The sequence below is a fragment of the Zobellia russellii genome (assembly GCF_018728565.1).
Taxonomy (GTDB): Bacteria; Bacteroidota; Bacteroidia; order Flavobacteriales; family Flavobacteriaceae; genus Zobellia; species Zobellia russellii.
Genome location: NZ_JACSOI010000001.1, coordinates 167,470 through 181,558 on the forward strand (window position 1 = coordinate 167,470; position 14,089 = coordinate 181,558).

The window sequence follows — 14,089 nt, forward strand, 5'->3', positions numbered from 1 at the left end:
TAACATAACAAACTTTTTACGATGAAAAAAATACTATACTTAGCAACTACTGCCTTACTTTTTTCCGCTTGCGGCGAGAAGGAAGCATCTGTTAGCGATATCATTTCACAGGGTAATTTAGAAAGTATACGAGCCAAAAAAAGTGAGCTTTCGGAAAAACAAAAATCGCTGGAATCGGAACTTAAAAAGCTTGATTCCGTCATTGCTACTATGAACAATGATGAAAAACTACCTCTAGTTACCACGGTAACCGCCAAGGCGGAAAAGTTTGATCATTTCTTAGAACTTCAAGGTAATGTCAAGACCAAACAGAACGTTCTTGTATATCCTGAAATGTCTGGTACTTTGCAGCGTGTATATGTAAAAGAAGGTCAAAGGGTAGCCGCTGGGCAGATTTTAGCAACTATTGATGACGGAGGCATGAGCAGCCAACTGTCTCAGCTTAAAACACAGGCAGAGCTTGCCAAAACCACTTTTGAGCGTAGAAAGCGCCTGTGGGAACAAAAAATTGGTTCAGAATTGGAATACTTATCCGCAAAGACCAATTACGAAGCTGCTGAAGATGCCGTAAAACAAACACAGAGTCAATTGGGCAAATCATCCATAAGAGCTCCGTTTTCGGGTATTATAGATAACGTAATAAAAGATCAAGGTACAGTGGTTTCACCAGGGCCAGGATCGGAAGTGTTCCGTATTGTAAACCTGTCTGACATGTATATTGAAGTAGATGTTCCAGAAACCTACCTATCCGGCATTAAAGTTGGCAAACAAGCTCAGGTATATTTCCCGGTTTTAGGAGATACCGTAACTACCAAGGTTAGACAGACCGGTAATTTCATTAACCCTAGTAACAGGGCCTTTACCGTAGAAATTTCGGTTCCTAATAAAAAAGGGAATATTAAACCTAACCTAACGGCAAAGGTGAATATAAACGACTACACAAATGAAGAGGCTATAGTTATTCCCCAAAGTATCATATCTGAAAATGCCGAAGGCGATCAATACGTCTACATTGCAGAACCTACTGATGGAGAGAACGAAGCTATGTTGAAAAAGAGTATAATCAAGACCGGAAAAACCCAAGGGAGCCATATTGAAGTACTATCCGGTATAAACGATGGGGACCATATTATAGAGGAAGGTGCCAGAAGTGTGAAAGATGGCCAGAAGGTTAAAATTTTAAACGACCAGACCGATGAGCAGTAAACAGCAAAAAAACGCTAATAAAGAGTTTAGCCTATCTTCTTGGGCCATAGACAACCCTTCGGTCATTTATGTAATGATTGCCATATTCCTATGGTTGGGGCTAAAGTCATACTTTGCTATGCCTCGGGAAGATTTTCCTGAAATTGTAGAGACAAAAATTTACATAAGTACAGTTTACCCGGGTAACACCGCGGAAGATGTAGAACGATTGATAACCGACCCGCTTGAAGACCGTTTAAAAAACGTGAGCAATGTGGTAGAGGTAACCTCAACTTCTCAAGAGGATTATTCCATTATTACCGTTGAGTTTGATGAAGAACTTTCCGTAGAACAGGCCAAACAAAAGATAAAGGACGAAGTAGATGGTGAAAAGGCCAGTGAAGATTGGCCTACCTTTAACAATGCAAAGGTTGAACCCAATGTTTTTGACCTAAACCTTTCCGAATCGTTCCCTATCATGAACGTGAACTTCACGGGAGATTACCCTGTTGAAAAGCTAAAGGAGTTTGCCGAATATCTACAGGATGAAATTGAAGATCTTCCCGAAGTTAAGGAAGTGAACATTAGGGGAGCTCAAGAAAAGGAGGTTGAAATTGCTGTGGATGTCTATAAAATGATGGCTTCCAAGGTAAGTTTTCAGGATGTTATCAATGCTATAAGCAATGGAAACTCTACCATGTCCGCAGGTAATATTCTTTCTGGTGGGCAACGGCGTACCATCCGTATTTTAGGAGAAGTCAAAGACCCTAAAGAGCTGAATGATTTTGTAGTGAAATCCGAAAACGGAGCAGTTTATTTGAAGGACATTGCCGAGGTTACTTTTTCCGAAGAGGAAAAGACAACCTATGCCCGAGAATTTGGAACTAGCGTAGTAATGCTGGACATCAAAAAACGTTCGGGCAAAAACATGATCGAAGCCACAACAAAGGTTAGGGAAATTGTCAAAAAGGAACAAGAAAACTATTTCCCCGCTGATTTGAACATCACCATTGCCAATGATTCTTCGGGAAGAACACTTAACCAAGTAGATGACCTTGTAAACAATATCATTTTTGGTATTATCCTAGTGGTTACCGTTCTTATGTTCTTCTTAGGATTTAGAAATGCCCTTTTTGTTGGTTTTGCCATTCCTATGTCTATGTTCATGTCCTTTATGATTTTGAACAACCTGGGCTATACTCTAAACACCATGATACTGTTCGGTATGATTATGGGTCTTGGTATGATGGTAGACAACGGTATTGTGGTGGTTGAGAACGTGTACCGCTTAATGAGCGAAGGCATGTCCCGCACCGAAGCCGCCAAGAAAGGTATTGGAGAAATCGCATTTCCAATTATTATTTCAACCTTAACAACCGTAGCCGCCTTTGTCCCGTTAGGACTATGGCCAGGTATATTTGGGCAGTTCATGATCTACTTCCCTATTACATTATCGGTTGTACTGGGGTCATCACTTTTCGTAGCAATTTTCATGAACTCCATGTTGGTATCGCAGTTTATGGAAATAGGGGAAAAAGAACTCACAGTAAAGCAGCTGATACGTATTAGCGCCATATTGGGAGGGTTTGGACTCTTTATCCTGATTTTTGGCGGAACCATGAGAGGCCTTGGCTCGGTTATGATTATTACCGCCTTAATGTTCTGGATATACAAATATGCTCTTAAAAAATGGGCCATTAGCTTCCAGAACGGTGCCATGGTACGTTTTGAGAACTGGTATGAAAGACGCATTTCGCATGCGTTAAGGGGCAAGAACGTATATTGGTATTTTGGAATCACCTTTCTTTTATTGATCGGGGTTTTCATGGCCTTTGGAGCATCACTAGGCAGTGGGCGAACTAAAGTGGAGTTTTTCCCTGACAACAAACCCAATGAGATATATGCGTATATAGAATACCCACAAGGTACGGCCATTGAAAAGACCAATAGGCTTACCAAAGAAATAGAGGAAAGGGTTTTTGCCGTTGCTAATCAAGATAAATATACCGATGGTGATTACAACTATTTGGTAGAATCAGCGGTATCCCAAGTAGGAGAGGGAGCGGGTAATCCCCAGACCGATGGTGGTTCTGCAGCGGAAATGCCTCACCGTGGAAAAGTAACTGTATCTATGCGCGAGTTTAAGTATAGAAAAGGTCGTGACACCGAAAAACTGCGTGGAGAAATACAGGAAGCCCTTACCGGAATTTACCCTGGCGTTGCCATTTCAGTAGAAAAAGAGGCCAATGGACCACCAGCAGGTTACCCTATTAACATTGAATTGGAAGGTAAGGACTATACGGAATTGATCAGTACCGCCGAGGATGTTAGAAACTTTATCAACACCAAAAATATTGCTGGTATTGAGGAGTTAAAAATTGATGTGAACAAGAGTAAGCCCTCCATGCAAGTTGTGGTAGACCGAGAAAAAGCGGGTGAACTAGGTGTCTCCGTGGGTCAAGTAGGACTACAGTTAAGACGTTCTCTCTTTGGTGAAAAAGCAGGTGTATATAAGCTAGATGGTGAGGATTACGATATTAACGTTCGTTTTAACGAAGACATCAGGTATAATAAAAATGCCCTGTTCAATCAGAATATTATTTTTAGAGATCCCGCAAATGGCCAGATTAAGGAAATTCCCGTTTCGGCAGTAGCCAAACAGCAGAATTCTTCAGGTTTTAGTGCCATTAAGCACAAGGACAAAAAGAGAGTGGTTACGGTTTATTCTCAATTAAAACCTGGGTTTAGTGATGCAGGAGCTATTGTAGCGGAAATCCAGAAAGAAATGGAAAACTTTAAAGGACTTCCTGCGGACGTAAAAATTGATTTTACCGGTCAGATTGAAGAGCAAAATAAGCAAATGCAATTTTTAGTAGGTGCCTTCTTCTCAGGACTTGGGTTGATCATGCTTATTTTGATATTCCAATTTGGAGGAATTTCAAAACCCCTTATTATTATGATTGCCATCTTCTTAAGCTTTATTGGAGTCTTTGGAGGATTAATGATTACCGGGTGGTCCTTTGTAATCATGATGACCATGATGGGAATTATTTCCCTTGCCGGTATTGTAGTGAACAATGGTGTGGTACTTCTGGATTATACACAGATTCTTATTGACCGTAAAAAGGTGACTCTAGGGCTGGAGGACAAAGACCTTATCTCGTTAGAAGAGGTTACTGAAATCATTACCAAGGGTGGTAAGGCAAGGTTGCGCCCAGTAATTCTTACGGCTATTACTACGGTTTTAGGGCTTATTCCTTTGGCTATTGGACTTAATATTGATTTCTTCTCATTGTTCTCTGAGTTTGACGCAAAAATCTATATGGGAGGAGATAACGTAGTCTTCTGGGGACCATTGGCATGGACGGTTATCTTTGGGTTGATAGTTGCTACTTTCCTAACCCTGATTATTGTTCCGGTATTATTCAATATTATCTATAGAATAAAGATTGCTGTTTGGGGAAGAAAAAAGGAACGCCCAATACAAACCGAAAACAATTTGGAAGCATCGGTTTAAAAACCAATCTTCATTACATAAAAAAAACCCGCCAATTGGCGGGTTTTTGATTTTATATTAAATACGAAATATTATTTGTTCTCATTGGCAGGTACAGGAAGTGCGGAAGGAACGCTGTCCGTGGACCTATCATTTGGTAATTCTGCCAATTTACCAAACCTTCTCATATCAATCCACCTATGACCTTCTCCAAATAATGAATATCTTCTGTTATACAATAATTCATCCTGTAAAGCTGCAGCTGACGTAGCTCCGGAATATGCAGGTAAACCAGCAGCAGTTCTAATAATATCAAGGGCCGCAACCGCTTCCGTGGGGTTAGCTGTTATATTTGCTTCTGCATACAACAGAATAAGTTCCTCATTCCTTATAATCGGCACATCATCAGTAAGGCTTGCATAAATAGCTACATCATGAGTTCCTACTAGTCCAGAAGCATCTCTATTTTCAAGTCTTTCAACAGCTTTGCTCAACCTACCATCTCCATCTTGCGCATCAGTAATGAAACTCGCATGGGCTACCCTAACGTTAGCTTCTTGATTTAAGGCAATAAAAAGAGGGTTTGAAAGATCTGCTCCACTCAAACTAAAATTATGGTAAACCCCTTTTCTTAAATCTCCGTTTAAGTCAAAGAAAGAATCTTCAAGTGCCGCCAAAGCAGCAGGATAATTACCACGGTAAGCTTCAACTCTAGCCAATAATGCCCTATTAAACTCCAATATATCTGCTGGCGTTAGCGGTAATTGGTCTCCTGAGGTAGCGTCACTTTTCTTTAAATCATTATAACCAGGTGTCATGCTAAATGGGAGTTCATCTCCACCCGCATTTAAATCGGTTGCTGCAGAATTTAGCAAATCGGCAATAGCATCAAGTGCCCCTGCTCTATCTACGAAAGCTCCAAGATTTTCAGAATCGGACACGTCAATACGAATACCATTATCATGTTGATTATTGCTCAACATAAGTAATTCGTGCGCTTTAAGTGTACTAATGGTTCCTCTTGTTGCAGATATCTCAGCATCAGAAAGATCAGAAGTGGTATTATCCAATCCTTCCAAAATAAGATTTGCATCTTTTATTGCAGCATATCTTGCTCCCCATGGGGTTGTTACATAAAAGGTATTGTTATTTAAATTTCCTACTACCACATCACCTTCATATCTTGGATCTGAGGAAGTAAAGTAATAGTATTCCCTACCCACTATGCTCAGTACATCCGTATTTGTAGAAAGACCTACACGCATATCTGATAAAATTCCAGTAAGCGCCTGTGGCAACTCTCCCCTGGAAAGGTCGTCAGATATTGACGACGTACTTGCACCATTTAAACTCTCACCACCATCTAGTTCACATGCCGTTACTAGAAAAATAGCCGCTATAATGGTCACTATTTTTAGTTGTTTTAGTATTTTCATTTCGCTAATTTTTTTTAAAATTAAAATTGCACCGATATATGCATCATGTATCTTTTGGATGAAGGAAACGGTGTTACTTCTACACCAGAAGAAAGACCTGTTCCTCCAAAATTGGAAACCTCTGGGTCATAACTGTTGTAATCAAAGATATTGATCAAGTTATTTCCGGAAAGCCCAACTTTTACACTAGACACAACTCCATTGAACCAGTCTTGAATATTCTTTTCCGGTACTGTATAGTAGAAACCAAGTTCACGCAACCTAAGATAAGAAGCATCTTCTACGAAAGGCGTTGCATTACCAGCGAAAATACCATTGTTTACACGATATACACCATTTGGAATAACACCATCAGGATCAATAGTAATCTCATCATAATCAGCACTTGTACCACCAAAATCCGACAAAAGTTTAGAAAGGTTTATGTTATCTCCACCCTTCTTCCAATGCCATAGGAACGAAAGTACAAAGTTCTTGTACTTTATGCTATTATTTAGTGAAGTCTGAAAATCCGGAGCTGCATCTCCTAATTTTACCACATCTCCATCTAAATTTGTACCTACTATTTGTGTTACACTTTCTCCCTCTTCAATTCTAAATGTACCTAGACCAGTACCAAAACCTCCAGTGTCATAGGCAGGAACATCCATACGTACCATTTCGGATACATTGGTCCACCAGTTAAGCGTGGCATCCCAAGTAAAATCATCCTTATTTATAATAGCTGCGTTCAAGGCTACTTCAACCCCGTTATTCTCCAATTCACCCGCATTTTCCCATTTTGTGGAGAAACCGCTAGATGGCTCTGTATTGGCCAACAACAATAGGTCATCAACATTCTTTTTGTAATATGTTAGTTCTAGACCTAAACGGTTTTTGAACATTCCTAGGTCTATACCCAATTCAAGTTCTTTCTGTCTTTCCGGCAAAATATCAGGATTACCTTGTGTTAGGGGAACAACAATACCAACATTGCCTCCAGTAAGAGCACTTTCATAAACGGTATAAAGTGAGCCAAACCTTGCAAAAGTACCTGCTTCACCATAGGCGGCTCTCAATTTAAGCCGGTTGACCAAAGCATCTTCACTCCAAAAACCAAAGCTGTTCAAGTTAACGGCCAACGATGCTTTAGGGTAGAAAAACAACTCATTAATATCTGCGTTATTTGTAGACTTGTCTCCACGTACACCAAGAGTTCCAATAAATTTGTCCTGATAGTTAATACTTTCTTGCACAAAAAATCCAAAATCTTCTTGTTCCAACCTTGTTTGGGTAACTTTCTGGTTAGCACTCTGATCAAGATTTGTTTCCGAAGCAATTAAATCCGAAGCAACAACACTAACCGTATTTCTCGAAAACTGTTCGTTAGTTACACCTAACTGAGTATTAAAGGATAAATCACTATCCGTAAAATAGTTGTGAACCAAGAAACCAGAATAGTTTGCATTCTTGTTGTTTGTGTTAGTTATACCGGAAACACCATTTACACCTCCTTGATCAGGACGTTGAAACTGAAGTTCTTTTGGGAAAATTACTTTAGCCTCCATGTTATATGTATCCACACCTACACGTCCAATGAACTTTAGATTAGAATTGTCCTTTCTAAAAATGTTTACATCTAAATTTCCACCAATAATAAATCTATTTACACGCTCATTGTTTGTAAACAAATCTCTTGTCTGTAGTGGGTTGGAAGAGTTATTTGGATGATCAGGATAGTTACCGTTCTCATCCGGCTCAAGAAAATCCCAAGGACGGGTGTTGGTTAAGGCAACACCAATAGTTGTACCTGTATTATCGTTATTAAAAAACCCTCTATCCGCAGAAGAACTTATGTAGTTGGTGTTCAATCCCAACTTAATGTTTTCGTTGAATTTATGCTCTACATTCAATCTAAAAGAGCTCTTTTTATACCCGGTATTCTTTACAATACCGTCTTCATCGTTATTTGAAATACCTGCATAGAACGTAGTTTTATCACTACCTCCGGAAGCACTTACGTTGGTATTGGAAATCAAGCCTTCTTCTCCAAATACTTCCTTTTCGTAATCTCTCAGTTTTCCGGCAGACGCAGCAGCAGCATAAAGAGCACCCTCACCATATTGCTCCTCAGCCAAATCTTCAGTCCAATCTCTCTGACCTTGTAACCTAATTATCTTGTTAAAACCGAAGCCCTGGGAGAAGTTCACCTTTGTCTTACCTGATTTACCTTTCTTGGTGGTTATAATAACAACCCCGGCAGCACCTCTAGAACCGTAAATTGCGGCAGCAGAAGCTCCCTTTAAAATTTCAATGTTCGCTATATCGTCCGGGTTTAAATCCGCAATCCTGTTGGTTGCGTTATCCTGGTTGGAAGCACTTCCTCCTGCCGCAGCACCCGAAACATCATTTAAACCACCGGAAGCAATACTACTGTTATCCACATACACCCCATCAACAATATATAAAGGCTGCGAATTACCATTAATAGAAGTAATACCCCTAAACTTTATAGACATACCACCACCTGGCGCACCAGAGTTGGCACTAACCACAGCACCCGTAAATTTACCTGCCAAGGCTCCGTCCAATGTTTTTGGCGGGGTAACACCTGCCAGTTCGGCTGCGGAAACAGTTGCCACCGCGTTAGCTAAGTTCTTTCTCTTTACAGTTGTTGCCAACCCGGAAACCACCACCTCATCTAGACCCATGGCAGATTCTTCCAAAACCATGTTTACAGTTGATGAACTACTCACGTTGATTTCCTTTGTAGCATATCCTAAAGAGGAAAACACCAACGTAACAGGAAAATTATCTACCGATATTTCATAATTCCCATCAAAATCGGATGTGGTTCCATTAGTTGTTCCTTTTACCACAATGCTAGCTCCTGGAAGCGGCAAATCCGTGGCATCCGTAATATTTCCTGAAATCGTTCCTTGAGCAAAAACCGAAATGGGCAATGTCAAAAACGCTAGGAAATACAACTTTCTAAGTAAAGTTTGTTTCATTTTCAAAATTTTGAATTAGTTAATTTCAAAGCAATATAGTTAAGAATTATCATAAAACTAAAACTTATGTTAAATTTTAGCATTTATATTAGCGCTCTATTCCGCTATTGTCAAAAACATTCACCATCATAATTTTTTAGCCGATACCATCATATCTTCTTACATTTGCTCTTTCATAAATCAACATTTACTTATGTACAGAAGCCATACTTGCGGAGAATTGCGCGAATCTCATATAAACACAAAAGTTACCCTATCTGGATGGGTACAAAAAACTCGTGACAAAGGGTTTGTTGTTTGGGTAGACCTTCGTGACCGCTACGGCATAACCCAATTGGTTTTTGATGAAGACCGTACCTCTTATAAATTATTGGAACAAGCTAGACATTTAGGACGCGAATTTGTTGTTCAAGTAACAGGTGAAGTCATAGAAAGATCTTCAAAAAACCCTAACCTTGCTACTGGTAACATAGAGGTTTTAGTAGACGAGGTTATTGTTCTAAACGAATCCAAAACACCCCCTTTCACCATAGAAAATGAAACCGATGGTGGTGAGGACCTTAGGATGAAATATCGGTATTTGGATATCCGCAGAAATCCTGTTAAAAACAACCTTATTTTTAGAAGTAAGGTTTCTATGGAAGTACGCAAGTACCTAAGCGACCAAAATTTTATAGAGGTTGAGACTCCGTACTTAATAAAATCTACTCCAGAAGGGGCTAGAGATTTTGTGGTTCCCAGCCGTATGAACGAAGGTCAGTTTTACGCTTTACCTCAATCTCCCCAAACCTTTAAACAACTCCTTATGGTAGGGGGAATGGATAAGTATTTCCAGATTGTAAAGTGCTTCCGCGATGAGGACCTTAGAGCGGACAGACAACCTGAATTTACGCAGATTGATTGTGAAATGGCTTTTGTGGAGCAGGAAGATATCCTTGATGCTTTTGAAGGTCTTACCAAACACTTGTTGAAAGAAATTAAGGGGGTAGAGATATCCGCCTTCCCAAGAATTACCTATGATGATGCCATGCGCATTTATGGTAATGACAAACCTGACATTCGTTTTGGAATGGAATTTGGCGAATTGAACACCGTTGCGCAACATAAGGATTTTGGCGTATTCAACTCCGCAGAATTGGTAGTTGGTATTGCGGTTCCGGGTGCAGCAAGCTATACTCGTAAAGAACTGGATGCACTGGTAAATTGGGTAAAGAGACCCCAAGTAGGCGCCAAGGGAATGGTTTATGCAAAATATAATGAAGACGGCAGCTTTAAGTCTACGGTAGATAAATTTTATGACCAAGAGGATTTAGCAAAGTGGGCAGAAGCTACACAAGCCAACCCGGGCGATCTAATTTGTGTGCTTTCGGGAGATGCCAACAAAACACGTGCTCAATTAAGCGCACTTAGAATGCAGCTTGCCGAAAGACTTGGCTTAAGAAAGGCTGATGAATTTGCCCCGTTATGGGTTATAGATTTCCCGTTGTTGGAACTTGATGAAGAAACCGGGAACTATCACGCCATGCACCACCCGTTTACATCACCAAAACCGGGTCAATTAGAATTGCTTGAAACAAACCCTGGTGCAGTACGTGCCAATGCTTATGACTTGGTATTGAACGGAAATGAAATAGGCGGAGGTTCTATACGTATCCATGATAGGGATGTGCAAAGTGTTATGTTCAAACATCTTGGTTTTTCTCCCGAAGAAGCTCAGGCGCAATTTGGTTTCCTAATGGATGCTTTTCAGTACGGAGCTCCACCGCACGGAGGAATCGCCTTTGGTTTAGACCGATTGGTATCCATCCTTGGAGGACAGGAAACCATCAGGGATTTCATTGCTTTCCCAAAAAATAACAGCGGACGAGATGTTATGATAGATGCCCCTGCGCCTATTGACCAAGAGCAACTACATGAATTGAACTTAAAAATAGATATCAAAACATAGAAACCAAATCCCGCTAATAGGCGGGATTTTTTTAATACTTTTAGGTAGCAAACCTTTCTAATGCCCACCAAACTAAAAAGACTATCTACCCGACTTTTAAAGTGGCGATATAAAAATATCTCCAATAAAACCTTTACGCACATCATGAGTGTTCTGGTTGGTCTTTTGGCCGGTTTGGCATCGGTTACCCTAAAGAACATTGTATATTTTATAGAAGTCTCCTTGGAACGTGGGATTTTTATCTCTAACAACGGACTTTATTTTATCTTGCCCATAATTGGGCTGACCTTGGTGTATCTCTATGTAAAATACATACATAAGGAACAATTACAACATGCCGTTTCCTCCATTCTTTTCTCGCTTTCTAAGAAAAAAGGAGTTATAAAGCCTAAGCATATTTATACCCAATTAATTGCCGCACCGCTTACCATTGGTTTTGGTGGCTCTACGGGGCTATTAGGTCCGGCGGTAGCTTCTGGTGCCGCCATAAGTTCTAACCTTGGGCGTTTCTTTCATATTAATGCCAAGACCCGCTCTCTTCTGATTGCCTGTGCTTCGGCCGGAGCCATTGCCTCTATATTTCAATCGCCTATTGCAGCCATTATTTTTGCGGTTGAAGTCTTTAGTTTGGACTTTACCATGCTTTCTATGCTTCCGCTTTTATTGGCCTCAATTTCAGGAGTTCTTACCTCCTATTTCTTTCTGGGCAATGAAGTGCTTTTCAACTTTACGTTAACGCAGAATTTTGAGGTAGAGGACACCCTCTTTTACATTGCATTGGGAATAGGCACTGCATTTGCATCGATATATTTTACACGAATGTACTTTGGCATACAAAAACTATTTGCCAGATTAAAAACCCCAAAATACAAGCTTCTAGTTGGCGGTCTGGCCATAGGAATCATGTTGTATATAATACCACCGCTCTATGGAGAAGGCTTCAGTTTTATTAACGACCTTTTGCATGGAGACCATATAAAAGCACTGGGCAAAACTCCCTTTGATAAGTACACACAGAATATTTGGGTGGTTATTGCACTTTTATTCGGTATTACTATTTTTAAAGCTGTAGCCATGACTACTACATTAGCGGCAGGTGGCGCTGGTGGAATTTTCATTCCTACCATGGTTATGGGCAGTGCATTAGGCAATGTTATGGCCAAAATTATAAATCATTCCGGGTTAGGTTTTGCCGTTTCCGAAAGTAACTTCACCTTAATTGGAATGGCCGGTCTCATATCCGGAGTACTTCATGCCCCGTTAACGGCAATATTCTTGATAGCTGAAATTACCGGCGGATATGAACTTTTTGTTCCCTTGATGATAACCGCATCCATATCCTATCTCATTACCAAGAACTTTATTGATTACACTATTTATACCAGGGAACTGGCCCGAAGCGGAGATTTGCTGACGCACAATAAAGACCAATCGGTATTAACGTTGATGAAGCTAGATGATGTAATTGAAAAAGACTTTAAGACCGTAAATCCAGATATGACTTTGGGAGACATGTTACACAAATCCGTTGCAAAATCCGCTAGGAACATTTTTCCAGTCATTGATAAAAACCAATCTCTTGTTGGAATTGTTCTGTTGGATGATATTAGAGAATTTATGTTCGATACTTCCCTGTACGGGACTACCAAGGTAGAAACTTTTATGCACAATGCCCCAGAGCACATTTTTCATGGAAAGGACAGCATGCAAAAAGTAATGCAAAAGTTTCAGAACAGTGGTGCATGGAACCTTCCTGTGATAAAAGACGGAAAGTACATTGGGTTTGTTTCAAAGTCCAAACTTTTAACCGCCTACCGTAGAGAACTCATCAATTTTACAAGATAAGGTCTAAAAGGTTTTGTAATTTTACCGTTACTATGAAATACCTTATATCCATAATTACTTTAGGGTGTTTTGCCGCCATTATTTACGGCTTCAACATTCAAGAGGAAAATATTGCGCTGAGCCACAAATATATTGGCTCTGGCACCCTTGGTCTTTTTCTTATAGCCATGCCCCTATTCCTATTTACATATAGCAAAGGCAAAAAAATGAAAGACTATATGCTAACCGAGGAGAACATCAAAAAAATGAGAGCGAGCAAACCCGAAAAGACTGATAATCAAGACGGTTAATTGGAAATATTAGTTCATTTTAACTTCGCCTAATTAAAAAATTTATAATTTAGTTGGAAACTATTATCAACTAATTTTAATTTATCATGATTGGCACAGTAAAATTTTTCAATGAATCCAAAGGCTATGGATTCATTACAAACGACGAGACGGGAAAGGACATTTTTGTACATGCTACCGCATTGAACGGTACAATTCTTAATGAAGGTGATAAAGTAGAATACGCAGAAGAAGAAGGCCGAAAAGGCATTGTAGCCGCACAGGTTCAAGTTGTAGGCTAATATATAAGCTATGACATTCAACCCTGACGAAGTTCAGGGTTTTTTTATGCCCGAAACAATTTGGAATTCTAATTCAGGTTTCTTCTTTCAACAAAAAAGCGCTTTAACAGGTTGCTTGCTTCTTCCTCTAGGAGTCCGCCCACTATTTCTGTCTTTGGGTGGAGTTTAGTTCCCATTACACCACAACCTCTCTGAGGGTCTTTGGCCGCATATACTATTTTAGATATTTGACTCCAGTATAGGGCTCCCGCACACATCTGGCAAGGCTCCAAGGTTACATAAAGCGTACAGTTCTGCAGGTATTTGCCCCCTAAAAAATTAGCCGCCGCGGTAATGGCCTGCATTTCTGCATGAGCGGTAACGTCATTTAATTGTTCCGTGAGGTTATGGGCCCTGGCAATCACCCGATCTTGAATTACAATAACGGCCCCTATGGGCACCTCCCCTTTTTCATAAGCCGCCTCTGCTTCTTGAAGGGCTTTTTTCATATAATAGGTATCGTCAAAGGGTTGCAACATGTACTAAAGTTTAATTGATGCCAAAAATACCATTTTTAGCACAACACTTATAACAATGAAATTTTGAAGTTATAAAAATGGTCCCGCCCAGCTCCCCCGA

General features: G+C 40.1%; 9 protein-coding genes. 6 read left to right on the forward strand and 3 right to left on the reverse strand.

Annotation, left to right across the window (positions count from 1 at the left end; translation table 11 throughout):
- Positions 1-21: 21 nt before the first annotated feature.
- A complete protein-coding gene (locus H9565_RS00760; RefSeq protein ID WP_215436266.1) occupies positions 22-1,206 on the forward strand; it encodes an efflux RND transporter periplasmic adaptor subunit in 1,185 nt (394 codons plus the stop codon).
- Entirely contained in the window at positions 1,196-4,702 is a 3,507-nt protein-coding gene (locus H9565_RS00765; RefSeq protein ID WP_215436269.1) for an efflux RND transporter permease subunit, read from the forward strand. The genes H9565_RS00760 and H9565_RS00765 overlap by 11 nt, the downstream gene beginning before the upstream one ends.
- A gap of 71 nt (positions 4,703-4,773) precedes the next feature.
- Here H9565_RS00765 and H9565_RS00770 read toward each other — a convergent pair whose 3' ends face one another.
- Together H9565_RS00770 and H9565_RS00775 are read right to left on the reverse strand one after the other, a co-directional pair.
- The gene (locus H9565_RS00770; RefSeq protein WP_215436272.1) at positions 4,774-6,117 is read right to left on the reverse strand and encodes a RagB/SusD family nutrient uptake outer membrane protein; all 1,344 of its coding nucleotides are present in this window, start codon (positions 6,115-6,117) and stop codon (positions 4,774-4,776) included.
- 20 nt (positions 6,118-6,137) lie between these two features.
- Positions 6,138-9,107 (reverse strand): SusC/RagA family TonB-linked outer membrane protein, encoded by a 2,970-nt coding sequence (locus H9565_RS00775; RefSeq protein WP_215436276.1) that lies wholly within the window; start codon positions 9,105-9,107, stop codon positions 6,138-6,140.
- Between the two features lie 193 nt (positions 9,108-9,300).
- Between H9565_RS00775 and aspS the strand changes: the two genes are divergently transcribed.
- The 4 genes from aspS (at position 9,301) to H9565_RS00795 (ending at position 13,471) form a co-directional block, all read left to right on the forward strand.
- Complete coding sequence (gene aspS, locus H9565_RS00780) at positions 9,301-11,055, forward strand: aspartate--tRNA ligase (RefSeq protein WP_215436279.1); 1,755 nt, start codon at positions 9,301-9,303, stop codon at positions 11,053-11,055.
- 60 nt (positions 11,056-11,115) lie between these two features.
- Positions 11,116-12,900 carry a chloride channel protein gene (locus tag H9565_RS00785; RefSeq protein ID WP_215436281.1) on the forward strand — a complete coding sequence of 595 codons (1,785 nt, stop codon included), beginning with the start codon at positions 11,116-11,118 and terminating at the stop codon, positions 12,898-12,900.
- 32 nt (positions 12,901-12,932) lie between these two features.
- Entirely contained in the window at positions 12,933-13,190 is a 258-nt protein-coding gene (locus H9565_RS00790; protein WP_215436283.1) for a hypothetical protein, read from the forward strand.
- Positions 13,191-13,276: 86 nt separating this feature from the next.
- On the forward strand, positions 13,277-13,471 hold the full coding sequence (locus tag H9565_RS00795) for a cold-shock protein (protein WP_215436285.1): 195 nt from the start codon (positions 13,277-13,279) through the stop codon (positions 13,469-13,471).
- Positions 13,472-13,539: 68 nt separating this feature from the next.
- Here the strand turns inward: H9565_RS00795 and H9565_RS00800 are convergent, their stop codons facing one another.
- Positions 13,540-13,989: a nucleoside deaminase gene (locus H9565_RS00800; RefSeq protein WP_215436287.1), complete on the reverse strand. Its 450-nt coding sequence runs from the start codon at positions 13,987-13,989 to the stop codon at positions 13,540-13,542.
- Positions 13,990-14,089: the final 100 nt, after the last annotated feature.

Bases quoted from the DNA above. Each gene is read 5' to 3' on its own strand.
- H9565_RS00760 (WP_215436266.1), top strand. From the start codon at position 22: ATGAAAAAAATACTATACTTAGCAACTACTGCCTTACTTTTTTCCGCT.
- H9565_RS00800 (WP_215436287.1), bottom strand. From the start codon at position 13,989: ATGTTGCAACCCTTTGACGATACCTATTATATGAAAAAAGCCCTTCAA.
- H9565_RS00765 (WP_215436269.1), top strand. From the start codon at position 1,196: ATGAGCAGTAAACAGCAAAAAAACGCTAATAAAGAGTTTAGCCTATCT.
- H9565_RS00790 (WP_215436283.1), top strand. From the start codon at position 12,933: ATGAAATACCTTATATCCATAATTACTTTAGGGTGTTTTGCCGCCATT.
- H9565_RS00795 (WP_215436285.1), top strand. From the start codon at position 13,277: ATGATTGGCACAGTAAAATTTTTCAATGAATCCAAAGGCTATGGATTC.
- H9565_RS00785 (WP_215436281.1), top strand. From the start codon at position 11,116: ATGCCCACCAAACTAAAAAGACTATCTACCCGACTTTTAAAGTGGCGA.
- aspS (WP_215436279.1), top strand. From the start codon at position 9,301: ATGTACAGAAGCCATACTTGCGGAGAATTGCGCGAATCTCATATAAAC.
- H9565_RS00770 (WP_215436272.1), bottom strand. From the start codon at position 6,117: ATGAAAATACTAAAACAACTAAAAATAGTGACCATTATAGCGGCTATT.
- H9565_RS00775 (WP_215436276.1), bottom strand. From the start codon at position 9,107: ATGAAACAAACTTTACTTAGAAAGTTGTATTTCCTAGCGTTTTTGACA.